The organism is Mesobacillus harenae, assembly GCF_013343715.1.
GTDB classification, from domain to species: domain Bacteria; phylum Bacillota; class Bacilli; order Bacillales; family Cytobacillaceae; genus Mesobacillus_A; species Mesobacillus_A harenae.
In genome coordinates, this window is the sequence record NZ_JABUNR010000006.1 from 214,574 (window position 1) to 240,037 (window position 25,464).

Annotated in this window: 26 protein-coding genes; 19 read left to right on the top strand and 7 right to left on the bottom strand. The window is 38.3% G+C overall.

Annotation, left to right across the window (positions count from 1 at the left end):
• Positions 1-12: 12 nt before the first annotated feature.
• Both HRJ06_RS09625 and pxpB read right to left on the bottom strand, forming a co-directional pair.
• Positions 13-1,005 (bottom strand): 5-oxoprolinase subunit C family protein, encoded by a 993-nt coding sequence (locus HRJ06_RS09625; protein WP_174732436.1) that lies wholly within the window; start codon positions 1,003-1,005, stop codon positions 13-15.
• The gene (pxpB, locus tag HRJ06_RS09630) at positions 1,002-1,712 is read right to left on the bottom strand and encodes a 5-oxoprolinase subunit PxpB (protein ID WP_197969904.1); all 711 of its coding nucleotides are present in this window, start codon (positions 1,710-1,712) and stop codon (positions 1,002-1,004) included. Before pxpB ends, HRJ06_RS09625 begins: the two co-directional genes overlap by 4 nt.
• 439 nt (positions 1,713-2,151) lie before the next feature.
• Between pxpB and HRJ06_RS09635 the strand changes: the two genes are divergently transcribed.
• Positions 2,152-3,513: an aspartate kinase gene (locus tag HRJ06_RS09635; RefSeq protein WP_174732438.1), complete on the top strand. Its 1,362-nt coding sequence runs from the start codon at positions 2,152-2,154 to the stop codon at positions 3,511-3,513.
• A gap of 61 nt (positions 3,514-3,574) precedes the next feature.
• Here HRJ06_RS09635 and HRJ06_RS09640 read toward each other — a convergent pair whose 3' ends face one another.
• Positions 3,575-4,363, bottom strand: coding sequence for an HAD family hydrolase (locus tag HRJ06_RS09640; RefSeq protein ID WP_174732440.1), 789 nt, complete (start codon positions 4,361-4,363; stop codon positions 3,575-3,577).
• Positions 4,364-4,556: 193 nt separating this feature from the next.
• Here HRJ06_RS09640 and HRJ06_RS09645 point away from each other — a divergent pair, with 193 nt between their 5' ends.
• The 5 genes from HRJ06_RS09645 to HRJ06_RS09665 all read left to right on the top strand — a co-directional run bounded on the left by HRJ06_RS09645 (position 4,557) and on the right by HRJ06_RS09665 (position 7,952).
• Positions 4,557-4,709 (top strand): lmo0937 family membrane protein, encoded by a 153-nt coding sequence (locus tag HRJ06_RS09645; protein WP_174732442.1) that lies wholly within the window; start codon positions 4,557-4,559, stop codon positions 4,707-4,709.
• Positions 4,710-4,956: 247 nt separating this feature from the next.
• Positions 4,957-5,577, top strand: coding sequence for an NUDIX hydrolase (locus tag HRJ06_RS09650; RefSeq protein WP_174732445.1), 621 nt, complete (start codon positions 4,957-4,959; stop codon positions 5,575-5,577).
• Positions 5,578-5,670: 93 nt separating this feature from the next.
• Positions 5,671-6,624: a dipeptidase gene (locus HRJ06_RS09655; protein ID WP_174732447.1), complete on the top strand. Its 954-nt coding sequence runs from the start codon at positions 5,671-5,673 to the stop codon at positions 6,622-6,624.
• Positions 6,614-7,651 (top strand): DmpA family aminopeptidase, encoded by a 1,038-nt coding sequence (locus HRJ06_RS09660; RefSeq protein ID WP_174732449.1) that lies wholly within the window; start codon positions 6,614-6,616, stop codon positions 7,649-7,651. The genes HRJ06_RS09655 and HRJ06_RS09660 overlap by 11 nt, the downstream gene beginning before the upstream one ends.
• 88 nt (positions 7,652-7,739) lie before the next feature.
• Positions 7,740-7,952, top strand: coding sequence for a hypothetical protein (locus HRJ06_RS09665; protein WP_174732451.1), 213 nt, complete (start codon positions 7,740-7,742; stop codon positions 7,950-7,952).
• A 47-nt stretch (positions 7,953-7,999) separates the two neighbouring features.
• Here HRJ06_RS09665 and HRJ06_RS09670 read toward each other — a convergent pair whose 3' ends face one another.
• On the bottom strand, positions 8,000-8,647 hold the full coding sequence (locus tag HRJ06_RS09670; RefSeq protein ID WP_174732453.1) for an SDR family oxidoreductase: 648 nt from the start codon (positions 8,645-8,647) through the stop codon (positions 8,000-8,002).
• Between the two features lie 979 nt (positions 8,648-9,626).
• Positions 9,627-10,925, bottom strand: a complete 1,299-nt coding sequence (locus HRJ06_RS09675; protein ID WP_174732455.1) for a YheC/YheD family protein — start codon at positions 10,923-10,925, stop codon at positions 9,627-9,629.
• A 263-nt stretch (positions 10,926-11,188) separates the two neighbouring features.
• On the opposite strand from HRJ06_RS09675, the gene HRJ06_RS23575 reads away from it, so the two are divergent.
• The 12 genes from HRJ06_RS23575 to HRJ06_RS09725 all read left to right on the top strand — a co-directional run bounded on the left by HRJ06_RS23575 (position 11,189) and on the right by HRJ06_RS09725 (position 23,054).
• Positions 11,189-12,508: a YheC/YheD family protein gene (locus HRJ06_RS23575; protein WP_174732457.1), complete on the top strand. Its 1,320-nt coding sequence runs from the start codon at positions 11,189-11,191 to the stop codon at positions 12,506-12,508.
• A gap of 31 nt (positions 12,509-12,539) precedes the next feature.
• On the top strand, positions 12,540-13,250 hold the full coding sequence (gene cuyB, locus HRJ06_RS09685; RefSeq protein ID WP_174732459.1) for a cysteate racemase: 711 nt from the start codon (positions 12,540-12,542) through the stop codon (positions 13,248-13,250).
• A 1-nt stretch (position 13,251) separates the two neighbouring features.
• Entirely contained in the window at positions 13,252-14,562 is a 1,311-nt protein-coding gene (locus HRJ06_RS09690; RefSeq protein WP_174732460.1) for a YheC/YheD family endospore coat-associated protein, read from the top strand.
• 434 nt (positions 14,563-14,996) lie between these two features.
• A complete protein-coding gene (locus HRJ06_RS09695; protein ID WP_174732462.1) occupies positions 14,997-16,562 on the top strand; it encodes a Na+/H+ antiporter NhaC family protein in 1,566 nt (521 codons plus the stop codon).
• A gap of 349 nt (positions 16,563-16,911) precedes the next feature.
• Positions 16,912-17,163 carry a hypothetical protein gene (locus HRJ06_RS09700; RefSeq protein ID WP_174732464.1) on the top strand — a complete coding sequence of 84 codons (252 nt, stop codon included), beginning with the start codon at positions 16,912-16,914 and terminating at the stop codon, positions 17,161-17,163.
• A gap of 14 nt (positions 17,164-17,177) precedes the next feature.
• Positions 17,178-17,414, top strand: a complete 237-nt coding sequence (locus HRJ06_RS23685; protein ID WP_422392725.1) for a YheC/YheD family protein — start codon at positions 17,178-17,180, stop codon at positions 17,412-17,414.
• Between the two features lie 90 nt (positions 17,415-17,504).
• The gene (locus HRJ06_RS23690) at positions 17,505-17,729 is read left to right on the top strand and encodes a YheC/YheD family protein (protein ID WP_422392726.1); all 225 of its coding nucleotides are present in this window, start codon (positions 17,505-17,507) and stop codon (positions 17,727-17,729) included.
• A gap of 208 nt (positions 17,730-17,937) precedes the next feature.
• A complete protein-coding gene (locus HRJ06_RS09705; RefSeq protein ID WP_174732465.1) occupies positions 17,938-19,161 on the top strand; it encodes an ATP-grasp domain-containing protein in 1,224 nt (407 codons plus the stop codon).
• A gap of 156 nt (positions 19,162-19,317) precedes the next feature.
• Positions 19,318-20,187, top strand: coding sequence for a YheC/YheD family protein (locus HRJ06_RS09710; protein WP_174732466.1), 870 nt, complete (start codon positions 19,318-19,320; stop codon positions 20,185-20,187).
• A 93-nt stretch (positions 20,188-20,280) separates the two neighbouring features.
• Complete coding sequence (locus tag HRJ06_RS09715) at positions 20,281-20,730, top strand: CotY/CotZ family spore coat protein (protein WP_174732467.1); 450 nt, start codon at positions 20,281-20,283, stop codon at positions 20,728-20,730.
• A 417-nt stretch (positions 20,731-21,147) separates the two neighbouring features.
• Complete coding sequence (purU, locus tag HRJ06_RS09720) at positions 21,148-22,005, top strand: formyltetrahydrofolate deformylase (protein ID WP_174732468.1); 858 nt, start codon at positions 21,148-21,150, stop codon at positions 22,003-22,005.
• Positions 22,006-22,124: 119 nt separating this feature from the next.
• Positions 22,125-23,054 (top strand): manganese-dependent inorganic pyrophosphatase, encoded by a 930-nt coding sequence (locus tag HRJ06_RS09725; RefSeq protein ID WP_174732469.1) that lies wholly within the window; start codon positions 22,125-22,127, stop codon positions 23,052-23,054.
• A 25-nt stretch (positions 23,055-23,079) separates the two neighbouring features.
• Here HRJ06_RS09725 and HRJ06_RS09730 read toward each other — a convergent pair whose 3' ends face one another.
• Together HRJ06_RS09730 and nadE are read right to left on the bottom strand one after the other, a co-directional pair.
• Positions 23,080-23,385: a hypothetical protein gene (locus HRJ06_RS09730; RefSeq protein ID WP_174732470.1), complete on the bottom strand. Its 306-nt coding sequence runs from the start codon at positions 23,383-23,385 to the stop codon at positions 23,080-23,082.
• Between the two features lie 157 nt (positions 23,386-23,542).
• Positions 23,543-24,364 carry an ammonia-dependent NAD(+) synthetase gene (gene nadE, locus HRJ06_RS09735; RefSeq protein ID WP_174732472.1) on the bottom strand — a complete coding sequence of 274 codons (822 nt, stop codon included), beginning with the start codon at positions 24,362-24,364 and terminating at the stop codon, positions 23,543-23,545.
• A gap of 247 nt (positions 24,365-24,611) precedes the next feature.
• On the opposite strand from nadE, the gene HRJ06_RS09740 reads away from it, so the two are divergent.
• Positions 24,612-25,328, top strand: coding sequence for a 3-ketoacyl-ACP reductase (locus HRJ06_RS09740; protein ID WP_174732473.1), 717 nt, complete (start codon positions 24,612-24,614; stop codon positions 25,326-25,328).
• Positions 25,329-25,464 lie beyond the last annotated feature (136 nt).

A 25,464-nucleotide genomic window follows, 5' to 3' on the forward strand; every position in this document is an offset into this window, starting at 1 on the left:
TATTTATTCCTCCTATCTAAATTTTAGCTTTATACCTTGCTTAAGCTGTTGAATCTTTTCTTCTCTCTCTAAATACAATCTTTGAGCTTCTTCGTGTGTCACTTCCGTAAATGAAATAGAATCACCCGGTTTGGCCTGCGCTATCAGCGGAAGATCGACCGTGGCAATTTGGCCTATTTTAGGATAACCGCCCGTCGTTTGTCTGTCCGCTAATAAAACGATTGGATTGCCGTCAGGAGGAACTTGGATAGAACCAAAGCTAACGGCCTCAGAAATCATATCTTCCTGTTTTTCCAAAGCCATCTCTTTGCCTTTCAGACGGTAACCCATTCGGTCAGACTGGGCCGTTACTTCAAAAGGATCGTTAAAAATGGCAATCTGGCTGTCTTTATTGAACAAAGAAAATTGCCTTCCTGGTATTACACGTATACGAGATTGGTCTGCTAAATCCGGAAGTAAATCCGCGGCAACTGTCCAGTCCATTTCAGTAAACAATTGATTTCCTTTTAAGGATTCAAATATTTTTTGAGAAAGAACAGAAGGGGGAGTAACCTTTAGTATATCGCCTTCTTTTAAAGCCCTTCCGTTATAACCGCCAATTTCAGCACGCAGATAAGTTGATTTACTCTCCATTACGGACGGGACAGCAAATCCGCCAGCCGCTGCAAGATAGGCACGGCATCCGTATTTTGCGTAGCCGAATTTTAACTCGGCGCCTTTTTTTACAAAAATGGGACGCCAAGGACTTACAGCTTCACCATTTATCGTAGGAGATAAGTCTGCTCCTGCAATAGATATAAGCATGTCTTCTTCAAATTGGATGGTTGGTCCCAGTAATGAAATTTCCATTGTTGGTTCCAGCTCATTGTTGCCTACAAGTAAATTGGCTAATCGATGTGCAAGGGGATCCATCACTCCGCTCGCAATCACACCGTATTTCTGATACCCATATCTCCCCAAGTCCTGAATAGAAGAAAGCAAGCCTGGTTTTAGGATTTTAATCATTTGTCATCCTCCCAGTTCATATATTCTTCGTAACTGATTGGAAAGAATTTTATTTTGTCTCCTGCCTGCAGAAGACTCGGTGAATCATCCAGTGGTCTAAAAAGCTTTATTGGGGTTTGTCCTATTAATTGCCAGCCGCCTGGAGTTTCGATTGGATAAACACCCGTTTGTATCCCCGCAATTCCTACTGTTCTGGGAGGGATTTTTAATCTGGGTGATTTCCTTCTGGGTGTGGCAATCTTTTCTGACATCCCGCCAATGTAAGGAAAACCTGGGGCAAAGCCGATCATATAGACTAGGTAGTCACCCTCAGAGTGAATCTTGATAACTTCTTCAGGTGTCAAGTCGTTATGTTCAGCGACATACTCTAAATCTGGACCAAACTCTCCTCCATAACAGACTGGTATCTCAATAGTCCTTTGATCCACTTCTTCATCAGTGCCAAGACTCTTTATAATCTTATTTATATAAGAACAAACTGCTTGGTAGGGAAGGACTGAGTTTTGTGATAATTGTGATACAGCAAGCAGATCATAAAATAATGTTACGGTTGTAAAAGCAGGTATGTATTCAACCATCCATGTTTCATGATTTTTTTCTAAAAAGGTTGATAACCTTTTGACCTTTTTCTGAGTTTCTAAATTAATTTCTTCGCCCAGTTCAATAACTACCGCCTGATCGCCCAGTGGATGGAGCTGGTAATCCATTAAAATCCCCCCTGTATTTAGTTTATTTTTAGGCAATGTAAAGTGCAATCTTCATAAATATTTACGGAAAGAAAAGAGGGTTTCGTCTGTTCCACACTATTATTCTTTGTTAACTTAAATAGATGATTCTTAATAAAATGGCAAATAAGAGAGAACAGAATTATGTAACAAAAATAAGGAATCCAAAAGTATTATCTAATTATACTTTAGTAGAAAGAATAGTCAAATAATCATAATTATTGGTTAAAATTCACTCTATTAATTTTTTAATATAATTTGAAAAACTATTATATAAATAATGATAGTTCAGCAGAATTCCGAAGGATAGTCCTCTATAAAAATACATTTGTCCATACAGAATAGAAAAAACCCTTGATTCCTTTCTAATTTCGCGCAATAATAAATACTAAACTGTATAAAGAGAACAGGGGATGTAAATATGAAAGTCATAAAGTTCGGCGGTTCCTCCTTATCTTCTGGAGAACAGCTAAAAAAAGTTTTTGATATTGTCCAATCTGATCCAAGCCGGAAAGTGGTCGTTGTCTCAGCACCGGGAAAGAGGTCTGCCGACGATATTAAAATAACCGATTTATTAATTGGCTGCGCTGAACGTTTTATCAGAGAAGGAGCAGCAGATGAACTTGTGGGGGTAATCGAAGACCGATTCGCCAGCCTGGCCGCAGATCTCGGGGTTCCTGCTGAGATTGCAGTCCAGATACGCAAGAATATCCTTGACGTATTAAACGGTGATAGAAGTAATCCTGATCGCTATATGGAAGCTGTTAAAGCGAGCGGTGAAGACAATAATGCCCGCCTGGTTGCTGCGTATTTTCAACAGCAAGGTCTTGAAGCGAGCTATGTGAATCCTGGAGAAGCCGGCTTAATTGTAAGTGATGAACCTGGAAATGCCCAGGTATTGCCTGAATCTTATGAGAAACTTTACGAGCTGCGTGAGCGGCCGGGTATTGTTGTCTTTCCGGGTTTCTTTGGATATAACAGCCAAGGAGATGTCGTAACATTCTCACGGAGCGGCTCTGATATAACTGGCTCTATTTTAGCTAACGCCATAAAGGCAGAATTGTACGAAAACTTCACAGACGTGGATGCTGTGTATTCTGTTAATCCTAATATTGTCAAAAACCCTCGCGAAATTCGTGAGCTGACTTATCGTGAGATGCGAGAGCTTGCTTATGCCGGTTTTGCCGTGTTTCATGACGAAGCGTTAATACCTGCTTTCCGTGCAGGTATCCCCGTGCAGATAAAAAATACTAATAACCCATCTGCACCTGGAACTAGGATCGTTCAGGAACGTGCCTCTACGAATGGTCCCGTTATAGGAATCGCCAGTGATACTGGTTTTTGCAGCATTTACGTCAGCAAGTATTTAATGAATAGAGAAGTTGGTTTCGGGCGAAAACTTTTACATATTTTAGAAGATTTTGGCCTTTCATATGAACATGTTCCTTCTGGAATTGATGATCTTTCCGTAATCATCAGGCAGAGCCAGCTTGATTCTGAAAAGGAAAAAGCGATCATGGACCGGTTTAAACAAGAATTGCAGGTCGATGAGATAAAGATCACTCGAGATCTTGCTCTGATCATGATAGTCGGGGAAGGAATGCGTAAGCGGGTCGGTACAATGGCACGGGCAGCTAATGCATTCGGACGAGCAGGAGTGAACCTTGAAATGATTAACCAAGGCTCATCAGAAGTGAGTATGATGTTCGGTGTAAAGGAACCCGGTGAGAAAGCTGCCGTTCATGCTCTGTATGATGAATTTTTCTCTAGCGTTTCTGTTTAGAAAAGTAAAGGTGACAGGCACCATCCAGAAAACTGGATGGTGCCTGTCACCTTTTTTCTTCTTAATCAATAAGGCCAAGTTCTTTTAAGCCGTTGTAGATTCCTGAGTTGGTGACGTCGGTAGTTTTTCGTTTGGCATGCTGAAATAAATCGGGATGGCCATTGCCCATTGCAAAGCCTTCTCCTACATAAGCAAGCATTTCTTTATCGTTTAGACCATCCCCAAAAGCGATCGAGCTGGCGCGCTCATATTTGAAATGCTCGAGCAGGACCTTAACAGCTACCCCTTTATTAACGCTTTGTCTTATAACATCGAAACAGTGATTCATGCCGCCGATGTTCACCTGTGCAAGGTTAATATCCTCATCAAATTGATAGTTTGTCTGTTCAGACGGGTCATTAGTAAGAACGGTTATACCAAGGACCTTATCTATCACATCCATCGTGAATTTTTCATTTTGAGACAGATGAAATTGTGCTATAAATTTCTGCATTGCTTCCGTCTCATACGTAGTCAGGTAGTTTCTGTCGCTCGTATAAAGGACAAGTTCATGGTTTTGCTCCCGTGCTACTTTTAAGATGTACTCTACATTTGCCGGATCCATAGGTTTTGCAAATATCTCATTATGATTGTGAATAGCAAGGGCCCCGTTATACCCTACAAATGTATCTACATTTAACAATTTTCCGATATCAGCGATCTCATGCAGCGGACGGCCAGTCGCCAGAACAACATGAATGCCTTTATCCTTAACCTCTGAAATTGCCGCCATAGTAGAATCCTCAATTCTGTCATCCGGTCTTATAATAGTTCCGTCAATGTCCAAAAATAATATCTTATAGTCAGCCATATTAACTAGTTCTCCTCAATAAGAATTTTTCAATTACAGATTACAGTGTTACACAATGGATTTTCCTATGCAAACACAAACATGCTCATAATATTTTATCCAAGTTTAAAAATTATTAGGCTGTTTGTTTTAAAGAATAAAAGGACGGGTAAGATAACCTTAACAAATCGCTATAGGAGGAGGGTGAGTTAATATGCTATGGACCATCGTTGGAGTTCTCCTTGTACTTTGGATTTTAGGGTTCATGTTTGAGATCGCAGGAGGACTTATTCATATTTTGCTTGTTGTCGGTGTCATTTTAGTTATCTGGAATCTGATTAAAGGCAAGGCAGCCGGAAGAGGTTAGCAAATTAGCAGAATAAACAGCAAAAAAGCAGGACTATCCAAGGGAACTAGTTTCTGGGTGTCATTCAGCAAACGGCTTTTTGCCAAATAAAAGGACAAAAAGGGCATTGAAAATTAATGCCCTTTTTATTTGTGCAAAAATAAGGATTATGATAAATTCCGTATGATAAAAAGGGAGCTTTCTAATGTTGTTGCCCGCTTTTTCACGGTATAATAAAAGGATAAGGTAACGGTTGTGAGGTGTGTTAATGGAACTTGAAAGGATTGTCAGCAAATTAAAAGATCGGACTCCTGGGGTCCTTGGCAATGAGCAGTTTTTAAAGTATGCCGTGCTTTTGCCATTAATCGAAAAGAACGGCGAACTTCATATCTTATTTGAAGTCCGTTCCATGCATTTAAGAAGACAGCCGGGTGAAATCTGTTTCCCGGGCGGGAAGATCGACATGTCTGATCGTGATGAACAGCATTGTGCTCTTCGCGAAACATCCGAAGAATTAGGAATTCCCGAGGAATCGATTGAAAATGTGTTCCCGCTTGATTATATGGTGTCTGCCTTCGGGACGATCATCTATCCCTTCGTTGGAACAATCAAAAACCCAGAAAAAGTCAAACCTAATCCATCAGAGGTAGGAGAAGTATTTTCTGTTCCAATCTCTTTTTTTCAAGTATCAGACCCAGAGCAATTTAAAATTAATTTTCAGGTAATTCCTGACGAAGGATTCCCATTTAATCTCATTGCTGGCGGCGAAAATTACAACTGGCAAACAATGAAAATGGATGAATTATTTTACCAATATGAAGGAAAAGTAATTTGGGGATTGACCGCGCGTGTTTTAAAGCACTTTTTAGAGCTGATTAAAAAGGAGTAAAAAACTGCAGAAAAATCAAGTTACTGGGGATAGCTAAGATAACTTGTATTCAAGGTTCGTCTAGGCGGACCTTTTTTATCTAGGGGGTAGGATATGAAAATAATTGACTTGCATTGTGATGCATTGCTAAAGCTGTCAGAGGCTAAAGGAACTCTTCGGTATGAAGATGCTCCAGAACTTGAGACAAATAAAAAACGTTTACAAAAAGGAGAAGTAATGGTTCAATGCTTTGCAGTTTTTATTGAGCCTGATCTTCCTTTTGACTTAAAGTTTCAGGCAGCTCTCGATCAAATCGATCTTTTTTACAAGGAAGTGCTGGGAAAAAATCCTGAAATGAGGCATTTAAAAAACTGGGAAGATTTTGACAATCTAAAGCCAGGCGAGATTGGGGCTATGCTGACGCTTGAAGGTGTTGATGCGATTGGCAACGATCTGACTAAATTAAATATTCTCCATCAGCTTGGGGTCCGTTCGATCGGCTTAACATGGAACAATGCTAACCTTGCAGCAGACGGAGCAGGTGAACCGAGAGGTGGCGGGCTGACGTTACTTGGGAAAGAAATCGTCAAATTTAATAATGACCATGAAATTTTAACAGATGTATCCCACCTAAGTGAAAACGCTTTTTGGGATGTCATGGAAATTGCTCACTTTCCAATTGCGAGTCATTCTAATGCAAGGGCACTCTGCGAACACCCTAGAAATCTGTATGACAAACAGGCTAGAGCCATGTTTGACAAAGGCGGAATGATTCATGTAGTATACTGCCCGCCTTTTGTGAAACAGGACGGAAAAGCGAAGGTAGGGGATGTTGTTCGGCATATTGACCATCTCTGCTCCCTTGGCGGTGTGAAGCAAGTGGGTCTGGGTTCCGATTTTGACGGAATTTTTTCTTATGTTAAAGGACTTGAGGACGCATCAAAGTACCAAAACCTAATTAACGAGTTATTGAAGCACTTTAAAGAAGATGAGGTGAAAGGATTCGCGCACCAAAATTTTCTCGACAATCGTCCTGGCTCTCTGAAGGCAAAAAATAATGAAAATTAGAGACAGGGGCATTGAAATCGGGAATCTTCCCCCCGGACAAAGAAACTGCCTGACTGATATACCAGGAGTTAAAGTAGGGCATGTAACACTTGACTATCCTCTAGACAAGACGGGTAATGAATATGCCTGTACAGGAGTAACGGCGATTTTGCCTCATGGTGGTAACTTATTTAGAGAAAAAGTCACTGCTGCCAGCTTTGTTCTGAATGGATTTGGAAAAACAACCGGACTGGTCCAATTGGATGAACTTGGACTTTTGGAAGCCCCGATTATGCTGACAAATACCTTTGGTGTCCCAGCAGTTACTCAAGGTACTCTAGAGTACCTGGTTAGGCAAAATCCTGAAATTGGTGAAACTACGGGTACGATTAATATTGTTGTCGGTGAATGCAATGACACCCACTTGAATTCAATCCGGCGCTTCCCAGTTAAGTTTGAACATGCCCTACAAGCTATTGATAACGCAACTGAAAATCTATCAGAAGAAGGTGCAGTCGGTGCAGGAAAAGGGATGGTATGCTTCGGATTCAAAGGTGGTATTGGGTGTTCTTCCAGGCTAGCTAATGCTGGAGATCTGACCTTTACTGTAGGCTGTTTAGTATTGAGCAATTTTGGGAAAAAAGAAGAATTCCGGCATTCTAATTTTGCTTCAGGCTCGTGTGAAGGCTTAGAGAAAACAACTGATGGATCCATTATCATTATACTTGGGACAGATGCTCCATTAAATGAACGACAGCTAAAAAGGGTTGGCAAACGAACCGGTATTGGATTAGGAAGAACTGGCAGTCACTTTAGCCATGGGAGCGGGGATATTGTAATCGCATTTTCGACAGCAAACAAGATCAAACATGAAGTTCAATCAAGCCTTGAAACCAGAAAGCAGCTCAGGGAAGATCATTTAATAATGAATCAGCTTTTTACAGCTGCAGCTGAAGCGGCCGAAGAGGCGGTAGTTAATTCTATGTCTCAAGCAGAATCAACAAAGGGAAGACATGGCAGAGTAGTTGAGAAGTATCCATTTGTATAGACCGATTCGAATTTTAGGCTAGTGCACCTGCCATTCAAACAGTCAAAGTTTGTATAAAAACCTAGCCTAGCGGACAGGAGGCGAGAAGGTGAACGTTAACTTGTTAAAATGGTACGATATGTTAACTCCAACAAGCCCATTCGCTGCAATTTTCTTCGGTATTTTATTTACAATTATTATCTCAGTGACGGTTTGGCTTGATACTAAGAACTGGAGAACCTTCCGAATTGCATTGGCAACTGGCTGGGCCATAACAATCGCGGGTGTAGTACTCCTTTCTGCTGTAGGATACTATGGATAAAAAAAGCTCCTTAACCGAAAGAAGCGTGGTTAAGGAGCTTTTTCTGTTTAGGAGAAGTTGTTAACAGCTTCAGAAATCGGTACGTCGCCATTAAGTAGCTCAAAAGTTCTTTTGAAAGTATTTTCCTTATCAATTACTTCGGCAAGAACGGCAGCTACATCTTCACGAGTGATGGCTCGATCTTCATAGTCAGAAATTTTTCCCTGAAGATTTACTTTCCCAGTCGGTGCATCATTAGTGAGAAGGCCTGGCCGAACGATGGTGTACTTAAGGTTTGTTGATTTTAAATGATCATCTGCTAATTTTTTGGCTACTAGGTAATGGCGCATCGACTCTGGCCCAGCATCAGGATCGTCAGTGCTCATAGCACTAATCATAACAAAGCGATTAATGTTATGTTTAACCGTTTCATCGATCGCTTTAATCGCTCCCCACAGATCAATCATTACCGTTTTATCGGCGCCAGTATGACCACCTGATCCAGCTGCAAACACCACAGCATCAATTCCATCAAAAGCATGGGAGAAATCTTTTTCAAGATCAGCTACAACTACTTTATTAGCACCAGAAGCCTTCAGCAATTCCACCTGTTCCTCTTTTCGTATCATTGCGATAGCGTTATGTTGTGTTTGGGCTATTTTTTTTATGAAATGCTGGGCAATTTGACCGTTTGCTCCAATAACTAAAATGTTCATTTTTTTTGTTCTCCTTTCAACTTTAGTATGTAGTTTAGTTTAACAATTAATGACCACTACCTAAAACAATCGGCTTATGATTAAGGCGTTCTGAATTGAGGGAAATTTCAGAATTATTTCTCGGGCAACCGCACGATCAGACAAAGTACGTCTTTATCAGTCGATTAGTCGACTAGGAGAGCAACAAAATTCGACACCGATATTTTTTAGGGATATACAGAGCGTGAGGCAAATCGGTCTTTAATTATGTTGGTATAGAGTAGATAACATAAGCTGTTTACACGAGTAAATAGGAGAATACAGGATGAATATCAAGCGGATATATATTTGATAGCAGTTGCTATACATTTTAAAGCAATTGCTATCATTAAGATTAGTAACGATTTAAATCGATATTTTAAGATTTTTCTGAACTTAGTCCATCCAAAAAGAATGATGACCGTTATACCTAAATAAAAGAAAGGTAGTAAGAGTGATATAGAAGAGCCAGAGAGAGGATCAGGATTACTCCGGGAAGCATAAAAGGCTCATAGGAAGGTGGGAGAAGTACAAGAGACGCTAAGTCGCTTTTTGACTTCATCGGCAAGACCGAAGCGACTCGAGATGCTTAAAGCTAACGCTTTGCGCAAGACATTCCAAGGTGTATATTCAGGTTGACTAGCTAGGAGGCGCAACTGGAAAAGAGCTGGACCGAAGCGACTCGAGGGGTTAGGAGCCGGATGCAGACAACGCATACTATGATCCACAACCTGGAAATTTTATAGTTTCATAATCAATGAAATAAGCAGTAAACCCTATAATGGTTTTACTGCTTTTTTATCGTTAAAGGACTTCTTCAGTGCCCTCTATTCCGATGGAGAGGTTTCTTTTAATTATATAAATGGGGAATACGTTTACAGACCATTTAGGGCTAACCTACTGTTTTCTAATGATTTTAAATGATAGGCTGCAGTTTTTTTGTATTAATTACTTCGGCGATTCATTTAAACCCCGATAGGGACTTAGCATATTCAAATGGAATAGTAATGATTGAAGGCAATAATGTATCTTCTTCTTTCCCTCTTTTTTTTACGTATTCGGCACCATAATTGAGCTGCACTTCAAGAAACCATATTTTCTTTTCCTTATCAATGACTATATCAATAGCTGTATCGCCAATTAAATATCCTTTACGTTCCATTATTTTCAATGCCTCTATACATAGTATAGTTATTTCCTCTATCATAGAATTTGCTTCATCGGCGTTCAAATCGAGGTATTTTCTTAGGCCCTTTTCTCCAACAATATTATCCTCTCTATTATTCCAATTTGATATAATGCTGCCTTTCTTTGCCACTCTTGTCTCTAAACCTGAAAACTGCCACTCTTGGGAAGAATCTTTTTGAAAGAACACTCTAAAATCTATCTTTTTATGGTCTTGGTACATCATAATTTCTTGCTGGATTAAATAATTCTCATCTAATCTCTTTGACATTTCAGCAATTAATTCATCTTTTTCTTGATAAAAGGTTGTATTGCTTAAATTGTCAGTCAATATATAGCCACCTTTAGATGATTTTAAATGATAAATCCCTCTTCCTCTTGATAAATTGGAGGGTTTTAAATAAATACTGCTATAGTCGTTTAACATTTCTCTGAGATTATTCCCTTTATTTAACTTAGTCACCGGTAAATGATGAGAGATTTTCGGAGATGTTTTCATGATCTTATGAAATGTACGTTTCCCTATATAATAAGGAACGTTAAATAGGTTATTGCCAATGGCATCTTTAAAATATTTAACTATCTTTTTTTTCATATAGATGCGTGAGTACACAGCCATCGGAAAGGGAAATACACCTTCCTCAAATGTTTTTGATTTAGGGTTATAATATTTTCCTTTTATTGTTAAATTATTCCCATTTATATTTTCTTGCTCAAAGATAAATATCAAGCCTTTTATTTCCTCATAATTACTAAACCTGGGCAGCAACAGGTCAGTATCCTGATAGAGAAATGACTGTGGAATAAAGCCTATTACAGGTCCCAGAACTAATTTGTTCTCTTTAAAGTAAAACTCGAATGGTAAATCGGGAATGGAAATGGCATCCGTTAATTTTTTCGGGATTCGCAATTCTCCATTTCGTAAAGATTTATCCACGGATACTTTTAAATTTTTTTCCAAAACACCAAATTTAATCACTATATAATCATTTATTTTTAACTTTGTTTTTGTCTTATGATTTAGGTAGAGGGAAGCTTCGCCATTCTGATCGTTTAAAATAATTGAGTAATTCATGAGGGGTCTCCTTTCACTAACTTCATTCAATATATATATGCATTCTTTAAAAAAACGCACTCCAGCCATGGCCTATACATTCATCAATTTCAAATTACATGTTACCCGTATGCTAGTAATCGTGTTTTTCTCTGGAAGTGTTCACCAAGAGGAGAAATGAAGAGGGAAGATGCCTATTTTCATGACATTGACTTGTTTTTCATAACCATGTAAATGAATGCAGCATATATTACCCCATAGCAATCCTAGAAAGTAGGGATCCTGTGATTGAGGATATTAAAATTTTAGAGGATAAATTTGGTTTTTTAACCGTCTCAATGAATCCTCAAATGGCAGAACAATTAGGTTTAAAGTATGCAAAAGACAGATTTATAAAATTTGGTATGAAAACAAGCCATGTAAAAATTGTAATAGACAAAGAAGTCAATAAGAAGGAGTTACAAATTTCAGGAGATTTACTAACCAAATTGCAGCTTTTTACTCATTTAAGATACGACCTAAAAGTTATAAATGATGAAATAAGAATTGGACCATTTATAGGTATACTCGCCAAGAAAAAAGAAGGAAACCTAAAAGACTCTTTAGAAAAATTGAAAGTATATGCACGGCATTATAAAAAAATAAGAGGATGTCTTATTGTTTTTTCTTTACAAGGGATCAATGACAGCGCGTTTACTATTAAAGGTTATATGTATAACCCAGATACAAAAACCTGGACCGAGGGAACATTCCAGTATCCTGATGTTATTTTCCCTAAAATTGTTCTCACCCAAAAATGGAGTGAACATTTTCAAACCATGTTAAGAGGCGGGTTATTTAATAAAAAGGCTTTAACCAAGTGGGAGGTCCATGAATATCTTAGTCAGTTCGACGAAATAAACCAATACCTTCCAAATACATTACTTTATAAAGATTATAATCAGCTCTTACAATTTTTAATGGTCTATCGTTGTGCATACATGAAACCAATTACAGGATTTAAAGGAAGAAAAGTCTCAAAGTTAACTTATATAGATGACGGAATAAAATTAGAAACAGTTGAAAACAAGAAATCAGAATCGACGTTTATAAAAAATCCTGCTAAGTTTTTCCACTCAAATTTCAAAAAGAATTCCTATATTATTCAGCCATGTTTAAATTTAAATATTTTAAATGATAGAGTCGTTGATTTTCGTTTAACAATAGATAAAGACAAAAAAGGAGCATGGAAGGTTATAGGTTTTGTTGGAAGGCAAGGTCAAAGCGGAAGTGTTGTCAGTAACCGTTCAAGCGGAGGAAAAGTGGAAATGGGAGAAGCTATATTGCGGCAAGCTTTTAATATATCCACGGAAGAACTAGATGATTTGGAGAAGAACATGAAAACCCTTGCCGTTATGGTGGCAGAAATGCTTGATACGTCAAGTCTGCACTTTGGCAAGTTAGCGATAGACCTTGGAATCGATCAGGATAAACGATTATGGATCATTGAAGTAAATAACCGTTATCCTAATGATGAAATAATGGTTTTTGCTGGAAAACCAGATCTATACGAGGAATTAAAATTAACAAATTTGCTATACGCAAAAAAATTAGCCGGATTTTAGAACAAAAAAGAAGCAGAATGGGGGGATAACAATGTCTTTAACTCTTGGTATATTAGGCGGCATGGGGCCATTGACCACTATAGAGTTAGCAAAAAGAATCATTCAACAAACACACGTGAAGGTTGACCAGGAGCATATTCCTATGATTATTTACAACAACCCTAAAATCCCCTCAAGAATCGATGCAATTATGCAAGGTACCGAGAGCCCTTTAAAGGAACTTATCAAATCGGTAAAAAAATTGGAGGACTCAGGTGCCAACCTCATCATACTAGTTTGTAATACCGCCCATTATTGGTATCAGGAACTCGCAAATAAGACCTCAGTCCCCATCTACAACATGATTGAAGGGACGGTTCATTATACTGTGAAAAATTATGACCTTAATAAAAATAAAATTTTGCTGTTAGCTACCAATGCCACTATTAAAGTCGGTTTATATGAGAAAGAATTTTATAAAAGAGGGCACCAAATTTTGATTCCTACCCTAGAAGAACAAGAATTGATAACATCAATAATTAATGACATTAAAGCAGGCTTTACCTGGGATAATCCATGGCTCAAGGATATACAGAGGCTTCTGGAAAAGTACAAACAGAAAGATATTGACTTATTTTTAGCGGGCTGCACTGAGATTTCCTTACTTTTTTCATTTATTGATACCAAATATCAAAAAATTGATCCATTAGAAATAATTTCTAGTACCTTGACTCAGAATCCAGATCAGAATGTGAGTGTATAGTATGCAAATAAAATGGATGGAAGGTAAAAATGATTCTGTCTACTTAAATACAAGCTTAGAAAAGCGCTTTACGGTGATCCCAAATCGGCTAAATATTAATTTGGGTTGTATTAAGATACCTGTTAGAGTAATATTCACCAATCAGATTTCAAAAGAAGTAATAGGTTTATCAGAAAACATCAAAGAAATAGTCAGTATTCCTACTTTACTAGCTTATGAGATCAGGTTGGAAGAAAGAAATATCTACATTGGGCCTATTATAGCCATTTGCGTAAATAAAAAAAAGAAGAGCCTTACCCAGAAGGTGTTGAAGCGAACGACCTCACGCTTCAGAAATTGTTCAGAGAGTACAGGTTTAATTTATATTTGTACAGTGGAAGGAATTAATACAGAAAAGAAGCAAATAGAAGGGTACTATTACGACCCAAATGCAGTAACCAGAAAGAAGAAGTTTAAAAAGGGAATATTCCCTTTTCCCAATTCCCTTTATGTACGAACAAAAATACCAGAAAAAATATATCATGACTTATTAAATAGTATGGGTGAAAAAATTTTCAACTCCTATTTTTTCGATAAAGTTGAGTTATGGGAATATGTAAAAAGTGAACAGGATCTTGTGACGCATTTTCCTGATACTACGACTGTACATGATATAAATGAGGTAATTACAATGTTAATAAAACATTCATCGATTTATCTAAAACCAGCAAGAGGTTCTTTAGGACATGGCATTATTAAAATCATTTTAAAAAATGGAGAATATATAATCAAAAAGCATTCGGGGGAAATTTTTATATTTAAATCAAAAGCTGAATTAGAGGAATGGTTGAAGAAGACCTTAAACACCAAGTATATTGTGCAAAAAGGTGTAAATTTAGAGTTTAATAAACAGATAGTGGATTTTAGGATCTATATGCAAAAAAATAAATCGATGAATTGGAAAAGTACAGGATATATAGCCAGGTTCTCTAAAGAAGGCGAAGTAACGACAAATACTCAAAATTTAGATGTCATTAAAAATGGAAAGGAAACCTTGAAAAAGGTTTTTAATATAAAGGAAGACCGAGTTGATGATATTGAGAAATACATGAAAAGCACCTGTACTGCTATTTGCGAATATCTGGATAAGTCTGTAGGAAACTTTGGTGATGTCGCAATAGATTTTATTATTGACTCGGATTTCAAAATATGGATTTTAGAAATAAATAAAAGATATTTTACAAAAACGCTCAAACAACTTCAGGATAAATCGCTGTTTTATGAAGTTAGATCGAAACCTTTAGAATATGCAAGAGCATTATCAGGATTTTAAATTCAGATTAACTCTGAATTTTTTTTTATTAAAATTCAATTAAACCTTACGTACAAATCTCCTTTTTGATTGTTATTCCACTTTTTCACAACGATTTCCTTCTACCAATCACATCTTGCCCTACATATTAATCCTTTTGGGCTTTATTAAACATCATTGTTGATATTCGCTAAAAGCCGCTTCTTTTCTGTTTAAGGCTGCCCAGTTTCTTTCCAGCTACACTTAATATCTACTAAAAGATTTTACTTAATATGCTTACCTTGGGTCTAAAGGATGAATGGATGTTTGATGTTGAAATTTAGTTAAATGCCTATGAAAAAATACAATCGGTTAGGAAAAGACCGCATAAAATAACTTACAACTTTAATATCACCTAAAGGATGTATAGGAGTTTACTAGGGTGACTTTAAGATGAAGCATAAAGGAGGAGAAAAATGGAAGGGACAATCTATTCACTTATACCACCCATTCTTGCCATAGGAATGGCTCTATTGACCAGGAGAGTTTTACTTTCCCTTGGGGTTGGAATCGTTTCAGCGGCGTTTTTGCTTAGCAATATGTTAGTAGGTGAAACACTTTCACTTACATGGACCACTTTCTCACAAATATTCTATATAGAAGGGGGGATTAATACATGGAACGTTTACATGCTGGTGTTTGTTCTGCAGCTAGGGATCTTTACAGGATTGGTAACGATTTTAGGAGGTACAAAAGCATTTGGTGCATGGTTATTAAAGAGGGTGAAAACGAGAAAAGGTGCCTCTCTTTTCACAACAACAGCCGGGGTATTGATTTTTATAGACGATTATTTTAACTGCATGGCCGTGGGACAGATTAGCAGGCCACTTACAGACCAACACAGAATATCTCGGGCAAAGCTTGCGTATTTTATTGACTCGACAGCCGCCCCTGTAGTTGTCATTTCACCCTTTTCAAGCTGGGGAGCTTATGTGATTGGAATCATAGGTTCTATATTAGCCACACATGGAATCACAGAATATAGCCCATTATCAGCATATCTTCAAATTATACCTATGAATTTGTACGCTATTTCAGCAATTGTCATGACCTTTCTCGTTGCCTTTTACAATTTTAATATAGGTCCAATGAAGCTGGCAGAAAAAAAAGCCCAGGAGACAGGAGAGTTATTTGATCGTACAAAACCGATTCCAGGTGAATTAAAAACAAGTTTTCCAATAAGTGATGCTGGAGGAACCGGGGACTTAATATGGCCGATCTTTGCATTAATATCAGGCACTATAGCCAGCATTGTCTGGCTTGGATATAAGGGAACTAAAGGAAAGGCAACCATGTTCTCCATTTTCGAAAATACAGATATAGCCACCGCCCTCGTATACGGTGGGTTTATCGGAATAGCCGTTGCTTCTGCCTTTGTGTTAAAACAAATACTCGTCTCAAAAAGCATCCAGCCGGCTTTTTTGCCAAAAGTTATTTATACAGGGATGGCTTCAATGCTGTCAGCTTGTTTTATTCTAATATTTGCCTGGATGATTGGTACTCTGATCGCTCAGATTGAAACTGGCAGTTTTTTAGCTCATGTAGTGGAAAACTCCAACATCAGCACAGCTGTTTTACCGGCAGTGATATTTTTAGTGGCGATCATTATGTCATTTTCAACTGGTACCTCCTGGGGCACGTTTGGCATCATGCTGCCAATTGCCGGCAGTATCGCAGCTGGCATAGACGCAACTATCATTCTCCCTGCTCTTGCTGCAGTTCTTGCCGGTTCTGTAGTAGGGGATCATTGTTCGCCGATTTCGGATACAACCATCCTGTCCTCAACAGGTGCTGGCTGTAACCATATGGATCATGTTCTTACTCAATTACCTTATGCGATTATCTCAGCGATTATATCATCAGCAGGGTTTCTGGTTCTTGGAATTACAGGAAGTACCCTATTGGGATTGGCAACTTTAATTGTGCTATTCCTGATGCTTCAATCATTTATAAAGCGAAGGGGACAAACAGCAAAAATATGATGTTTCGTTATGATGTGCTTCTTATAATTCATGTTTATTTTCCTTTCACATCCTATTTTCATATGAATAAATTAAGGGTGATACAGGACTCCAAGGGGAGAGGCTTAGGGCGAACATTACTCCAACAGTGAAGATTGGAATACAACTTCCACCCTTACAATTCCTTATGATTTGGCGGAGTCCAGTAATCTCGAAAATGATTTGAAAAGAAATCTGTCCTTTGGCGACAGGATGGTGTTGATAAAAAATCATCGTGAAACATGATAAAAATAGAAACGAAATAACATTATCTTCAGATTGTCTTAAACAGCTAATGATTCCCGTTTCTCTTTCATATAAGGTAAAAATCATGATAGATAACATTGTTATTGGACCCTTCATTGGTATTCTTGCGGCACATTCAGAGAAAAAATTAAAGAAATTACTAAAAAGGCTTTCTCATTATATTGATCATTCCGCCCATTTTACAGATGCGCTGATTCCCTTCTCAACAGAAGGCATATTAGAAAAAATTCATGGTTTAGTCTTTGATCAAAAATCAGCTTCGTGGCAGAAGACTGTTTGCCCTATTCCTATAGCGGTCTATAGAAGGTTACGATAAAAAAGCGAATTCGGATGTATTTGCAAGGGAGTGGCAATCCACCTCCAAAAATCTTCAATTCCCAATCTTTTTCTAAATGGAAAGTATATAAAATCCTTGTCCAAACCCCATATATAAAGGATTTTTTGCCCTACACTGAGCTTTATCATAATCCTGAAAGACTGTTGTACTTTTTGGAAAAACACGGTCCTACTTTTCTTAAACCATCTAAAGGATTTCCTAAAAAGTTCAGAACAAGGAAACGACACTGAGCAGGCATTTTCCAAAGACCAATTTAAAACCTATTTGAGGAAAAGCCTTCACGGCAAAAAGAATATTATTAAGCAAAAACTGCAACTAGCTTGCAGTGGCAATCCAGTTGTCGACTTCAGGCTATTTGTTTAAAAGACGAAAACCAGTTATGGAAATGCATTGGGTGGATTGGGAGGTGTGGTATTCCCGGCAGTATAGTTAGCAATCGATCAAGCGGAGGAAATGGAGAGACCGGTTATTCTGTTTTAGCAAGTTTATTGGGAACCCAGTCTTCCGAGGTTAAAGACATAAAGGATAAACTATTCGGCTATTGATTTAGGCGTAGATTGCGACTTTAACATTTGGATATTGGAAATGAACCATCGGTCACCAAACGACAAGGGGACATAAACGTTACCGAGGGATTAAATCACATATTCTATATTACCTAAGACACCTGGCTGGTTTTTAAGAGACTGGATAAACTTGGATAAATCAGTGCCTAACCATACAAATTTATAAAAAGGTAGATGGTTTGTTTCAATGAAATCAATTATTTTTCTTGGGGCACATAAATCTGGAACAAGCAGAGAAGCCCTAAAAATCGCTAAAGATATGGGATATTACACCATTTTATTGACCGACAGGAAAAAGTTTCTCGAACAGAGAGACGAGTTTAATGATGTTCACCAAATGGTTCTTCTTCCCGACCTTTTGGATTTGTCTAGAGTAGAAGAAGAAATAAACTTGTGCCAGTTGCAAGGATACAAAATCGAGGCAATTATGAGCTTGATTGATCCGTTTGTTTTCCCTGCAGCTTTTATGTCAAAAAAGTTTGGATTAACCCAGTTATCAAGTGATGCTTTATATTTGATGGAAGAAAAAACCCGGTTTCGAAAAGCATTACAACAACTTTTCAGCTCTCCTTTTTTTCACGTCCACTCTCAAAATGAAACAGCTGAAGCTCTGTCAGAAAGGCTTGCTGAAAATTTGCCACTTATATTAAAGCCCGTTCTATCAAACGGATCAAAAGATATCCACCTCTCAATGTCAAAAGAAAGCCTTAAAAGATCCATTAAGCACCTTGAGTCAAAGTTTCCCGGCCAGCCGATTTTAATTGAGGAATACCTAATTGGCAGACAGTTTTTAGTTGAAATCGTAATGATACATGGAAGGCTAAATATAGTTGGTGTGATCGAACAGGAATTTTCGGCTGCCAATCCTTTCATAGTAACGGACTACGCTTTCCCAGCCTTACTCAAGAGTAAAGAATATGAAAACCTCCTAAGAGAAATAGAACAAATTCTTGAAACTCTGGGTATGCAGCATGGTTCATGTCATTTAGAAATGAAAATGGTCAACAACGAATGGAAGCTTATCGAGGTTAATCCCAGAATGTCAGGCGGAGCTATGAACAAAATTATCATGGAAGGAAGTGGGGTTAACTTGGTTCAGGAAATTATAAAGCTGAATTTAAAGCTGTCTCCGTCCTTTATTCCTACTAAAAATGATCATGTTTATGCTGCCTTTTCAACCGTCAATACCAGTGGAAAATTATTGAAGGTCACTGGAAAAAATAAGGCTTTAAAGATGCAAGGGGTTAAAGTTGTCTATGTAAAACCCCGCAAAGGGACAATTGTAACACAGCCCTATTCAATGGGTGATAGATATGCTTATGTGGTGGCAGCAGGTGACTCTCCTGAGAAAGCCAGACAAATCGCGTTATCGGCTAGAAACCAAATTCAATTTTATATAGAACCTTTATAGGAGGAGGGAAAAATGCCTCTAATTGGTATGCTGCACAACCCTAAGCATCCGAAGAACGTAAGAAAGGCCTATCCCTTTGCAGCTGTCGCTAAAATAGAAGGCCTGGAATTTTTTTATTTTTCGTATCGGGATGTTTCCATCGAAAAAGAAAATATTATGGGCTGGATTTATGAAAACGGCAACTGGATAAAGAAGAAAATGCCTTATCCAGATGTAATTATTAATTTAATCGGGCCCATAACGGAAAAACAACAAAAAGTAAAAAATAGCCTAAAACAAAAATGTAAATTCACAAGCTATTCTGTAGGGAACAAAATGAGAGTTTATAAAAAAATATCTAAAGGAGAAATTTTTGCTGATTACCTTATACCCACTGTAAAAATAGAAAATGAGATGAGTATTTTAAACTTCCTTGATAAATTTTCGAAGGTTGTCATTAAGCCTTATTCAGGTAATAAAGGAAGAAATGTATATTTTGCCGAAAGAAAACACAGTGAGCAAATCATTCTGACTGATTCGGATCAAGTGAAAATATTGCACAACTCAGATTTTTTGCCATATATGAAGACTCTCATTTCTGTAGAAAAGTATCTTATTCAGCCCTATATTGTTTGTAAAACCAAGAAAGGTTTAGCTTTTGATTTTCGTATACATGTTCAAAAAAATGGACGACAGGAGTGGGAAACTACACTTATTTATCCTCGGATTAGCGGTACTAGCAAACTAATAAGCAACATTAACAGAGGAGGTTATCGCGGGGAACTTCTTCCATTTCTACTAGATGAATTTGGTGCTGAATCTTATAAAATAAAAGAGCAATTGGAACAGTTCTCCTTTACGTTTCCTGGTCATTTTGAATCATTATATAAACACGATTTTGATGAACTCGGAATTGATGTCGGGTTGGATCAAAAGCATAAGTTATGGATATTTGAAGTGAATTGTAAACCGGGCTCAAAACATAGAGAATTTGAGGTTGCCAAACGGCTTTTACCTTACGCAGTTTCGCTTTCCCCCTCTAAATAATTCAAATGCCTATGTCTAATTTCATTCAATCATTGCACTAATGAAACGTAATCTATATATCTTATAATAAAACAGCGGATTGGAGGGGGGATTATGGGTAACTTAAATTCAGGTGGATCTTGCGTCTGCGAAGCTTTGGGAGAACTAAAGGAGTTTCAGGATATGATTGCTGAATCAAATACAAAGTTTTTCGGAAGGTTACTGCACAAGACGATTGGTACAGACAGCATTCCTTTTTTATTGTTTAATCAAAAGGGGTTACTTATGCTGGATGGTTTCGGTATAAATCAAAAAAAAGGCAAAAAGGAACATGTGAAATCTCAATATTTTCTGTTGAAAGAAATTGACAAGGCTAATTGCAGAGCTAAAATTTCCCTGCTGAAGCCAATGATTATACACGATAGCTCAGAGAATTTATTATGTGACGTTATTAAACTTGAAAAAACAGGTGTCTGTATAGAAATTGATTTATCCGGTCTGTGTGCTATCCAACTATTGGATATTGATTTGCTTAAAAGAAAAATTGTTATAGAGCCTAAATGAGGTGCTAGCAATGAACGTTCAATCTAAAAATACAGCTAAGGAGCTTTACATTTTGCTAAACAACGAACAGATCAGTTCAGTTAGCTAGCCGACTATCATATGATTTTCCAGAATCCATAACTAACTAGCTCCTGAACAGGCTGGTTTTGTCCCAGAAGCCAGTGATAGCATTTTAGAGCTTTGTCCCTTTTTAAGACAGGCAGTAAACTCTTCCTAATTGTCGGGTTTATAAGTGCCATCGGAACATAAGGTTTGAAAGTCAAGGATTAATACATCACTTTTCCGTGGTAAACTCTTAGGTAGGGCAGTTTTTACAAAAAAAGTCCAAAAATATGCAAGGATTAAATTCAATTAGTTCCCATGGCTGCTCATCTTTGTATATAATCAATAATTAACACGAAGACAAAACAGGAGGAAATGCAAATGGAAGGTAGATTACTTATATGTTGTCAGGACCAGCGGGGAATTGTCTCGGCTGTTTCTGCATTTTTGTTTGAGCAAGGAGCTAATATCACTCATTCTGACCAGCACAGCACGGATCCGGAAGGCGGACTCTTTTTTATGAGAATCGCCTTTCACCTTGAAGGATTGGCTGACAAATGGCACGATTTAACTGAGAAGTTTTTACCTATAGCAGAGAGCTTTAAAATGGAATGGAAAATTACCACGCCTGCGAACCGGAAACGAGTGGCGATTTTTGTATCTAAGGAGGATCATTGTCTGCAGGATTTGCTATACCGGTGGCAGACTGGAGAACTGGATGCCGATATTCCACTTGTTATCAGCAATCATACCGACATGGAAGAACTAGTGACGTCATTGGGAATTCCATATCACCATATTCCTGTTGTTAAGGGGCAGAAGGAGGAAGCAACCCGTCAGCATTTAGAACTCTTAGAAAAAGAAAGAATTGACAGTGTTATTTTAGCACGGTATATGCAGATCATTCCTGGTGAGTTTATTGAGAAGTATCAAAACCAAATGATTAATATTCACCATTCGTTTTTGCCGGCCTTTGTAGGCGGAAATCCATATAGCCAGGCCTATCAACGAGGTGTTAAGATTATTGGCGCAACAGCCCACTATGTTACAGAGGAGCTTGACCAAGGGCCAATTATTGAGCAGGATGTTGAACGTGTCGACCATCGGCTTCATATTCCTGACTTAAAGAATGTCGGCAGGGATATAGAAAGAATGGTTCTAGCACGTGCCGTAAAATGGCATCTGGATGATAAAATTCTTGTCTATGGGAATAAAACCGTCGTTTTTCGCTAATACCCATAAAGTGAATCGGAAGTTTCACAGAAATGTTTTAACAAAATGACAGATAATCGCTATAATATTAACGGATGGTTTTTTGAGCCTACATAGACTAAAAATCAAGGAGAGAAATGATGGAAAAAATACTTGTATTTGGACATAAAAATCCTGACACAGATACAATCTGTTCAGCCATTGCTTATGCACAGCTAAAATCCAAGCTTGGGTTAAATGCTGAACCTGTTCGTTTAGGAGAAGTAAACGGGGAAACTCAATACGCTTTGGACTATTTCAAAGCTGAAGCTCCTCGCTTAGTTGAACAGGTTGCAGGTGAAGCGAAACAAGTCATACTTGTTGACCATAATGAGCGCCAGCAAAGCGCCAATGATATTGACCAGGTCGAGGTCATTGAAGTAATTGACCACCACCGGATTGCTAACTTTGAAACGAGCGGTCCGCTTTATTACCGTGCTGAGCCAGTCGGCTGCACAGCTACTATTTTAAACAAGCTTTACAAAGAGAAAAATGTTTCAATTGAAAAGGAAACAGCAGGCCTCATGCTTTCTGCCATTATCTCTGATTCTTTATTATTTAAATCACCGACATGTACAGACGAAGACGTGGCAGCCGCCAATGAATTGGCAGAAATCGCTGGGGTGAATATAGAGGAATACGGCTTAGCAATGTTAAAGGCTGGTGCAGATTTAAGCCAGAAAACCATTGAGCAGTTGATCTCATTGGATGCAAAGGAATTCCAAATGGGTTCTGCCAAAGTGGAAATTGCTCAGATTAATACAGTGGATACCAAGGATGTCCTTGCACGCCAGTCAGAGCTGGAAGCAGCCCTTGAGAAGGTCATTGCAGAAAAAGAACTGGATCTGTTTGTTTTCGTTATTACGGATATTCTCGAAAGTGACTCTGTCGTGCTTGCAAAAGGACGTTCTACGGATGCGGTTGAAAAAGCATTCGGTGTTTCCCTGGAAAACAGTACTGCTGTATTAAAGGGCGTTGTCTCACGTAAAAAGCAAGTTGTACCTGTATTGACAGATGCTTTTACAAAATAATACACAAAGAAAAAACGCATGGGATTCAATCTCTCAATGCGTTTTTTCTTTGTCTATCAAGGTGCTTTCCTTCTTTGTTAAAAAGGGTCTTATAGGCAAGGGCAGCAGCACCTGCAATCATTACTGTACTTGTTAGGAAAAACATCATTGTATAATTTGAAATGCTCTTCACTGGAACTTGGTCATTAATCTCAAAGCCAAAGAAAAATATCCCAATCCCATCTCCATCTACACTGGCGCCCAATGAATTTAATTCCATTCCCTTACTTAATGCCGATACTCCTATAATTACCAGTAATACAAAAGCAATAATATTTAAAGGCTTTTTCATGGATTCCTCCTGTTTGGTTATGTAGTTAGAATATTCTAATAACAGTTACTACTATTATAAATATCTGATGAAATAAAGGCAATTAACATTTTTGAATCGTGTTTAACAAACCAAAAAATAAAGATGCTTCCTAAAGGGAAGCACCTTTTTTCTACGTCTATTTCTTCCACCAATCATCAAACATGGATGCTGGGTTATGCCGTTTATGCTGGGAAATTAAATAACGCTGCTCGATTTTGGATGAAACTTCTTCTGGCACTTTATTGCCTTCCAAGTATTCGTCAATAGCATCGTATGAAACCCCTAATTCTGTTTCATCTGCCTGCTGTGGTTTGTTATCCAATAGATCCGCAGTTGGTACTTTTAAATATAAGCGTTCTTCTGCCTTTAGTTCCTTAAGCAATTCCCGGCCCTGGCGCTTGGATAGACCTGAAAGTGGTAGAACATCTGCACCGCCATCTCCATATTTTGTGAAAAAACCTGTAACTGCCTCAGCAGCATGATCGGTTCCAATGACAAGCAATCCTTCTTGTCCGGCGATCGCATATTGAGTAATCATACGGACACGCGCCTTAACATTCCCTTTGTTAAAGTCTGTTAATGGTTCCCCAATAGCCTGTTCATACTGATCAGCAAACGAGCCGACAGTTGTCTGGATGTTAAAGGTGTGGCTTTCATCTGGCTTAATAAAGTCCAATGCCAATTGGGCATCATCCTCATCATGCTGAACTCCGTATGGAAGGCGTACAGCCACAAACTTTGCTTCTTTACCCTCAGACCGCAATTCCTCTACAGCAATCTGGGCAAGCTTTCCCGCTAAAGTTGAATCTTGACCGCCGCTAATGCCTAGCACAAACCCTTTCGCTTTTGCAGTAGTAAGGTAGTTTTTTAAGAAATCAATTCGGTCTCTAATTTCCCCCTTAGGATCGATACTAGGTTTTACATGCAATGATTGAATAATCTCATTCTGTAAACTCAAAATGACAACCTCCTCGAAATTCGCTAATACTTATAAGATAACCTTGTTTTAAAATTAATGCTAATGTTCTACATTTAAACATTAAATAAAGGGATATATTCCTTAATACCCGTTTTCCACCCCCTTTATAAACGTTTTTGAAAGAAATTATCTGGACTAATGTTTGAATAACCCTAGGAGGATTTGGAGTTACTAGATTAGGGAAGGGTAACATTAACGATTGATTTTAGGAATGAGGTGCACTTATATGGAATCTTTAAAAGGGAAAACGGCGTTAATCACTGGTGCAGGCAGGGGAATTGGCCGGGCAGCCGCAATAGCTCTCGCTAAAGAAGGTGTCAATGTTGGCTTGTTAGGCCGGACTCTTGGAAACCTGGAAAAGGTATCAGATGAACTTGAAGGACTTGATGGGCAAGTTTCCGGAGCTGCTGCAGATGTGGCTGATCTTGAGGCTGTAGGTCATGCGGTAAGCCATATAAAAGAAGAACTGGGACCAATTGATATCTTAATAAATAATGCCGGTATTGCGAAGTTTGGAGGATTTTTGGAGTTGTCTCCACAGGATTGGGAAGATATAGTCCGAGTGAACCTAATGGGAGTCTACAATGTGACAAGGGTTGTATTGCCGGAAATGATCGAAAGAAAGCGGGGAGACATTATCAATATTTCCTCCACTGCAGGAACAAAGGGAGCTCCTGTTACCAGTGCTTACAGCGCATCTAAATATGCGGTGCTTGGCTTGACGGAATCACTCATGCTTGAAGTCAGAAAGCATAATATTCGCGTTAGCGCGCTTACTCCAAGCACGGTTGCAACAGACCTAGCCATTGAACAGAATCTGACTGACGGCAATCCCGAAAAAGTTATGCAGCCAGAGGACCTTGCTGAATATATGGTTGCTCAGCTGAAACTTCATCCGCGCGTATTTATAAAATCCGCAGGACTTTGGTCTACGAATCCATAAATAGAAAAGCTGCCAGGCTTGGCAGCTTAGGCTGTCGAGTTTCTCGACAGCCTGTTTTTAGTTTTTCACAAATCGCTGCAAGTGAGTCTGTTCAGTTGTGTCTCCTGAAAATTCTACTTTTCCCTGTCTAAACATA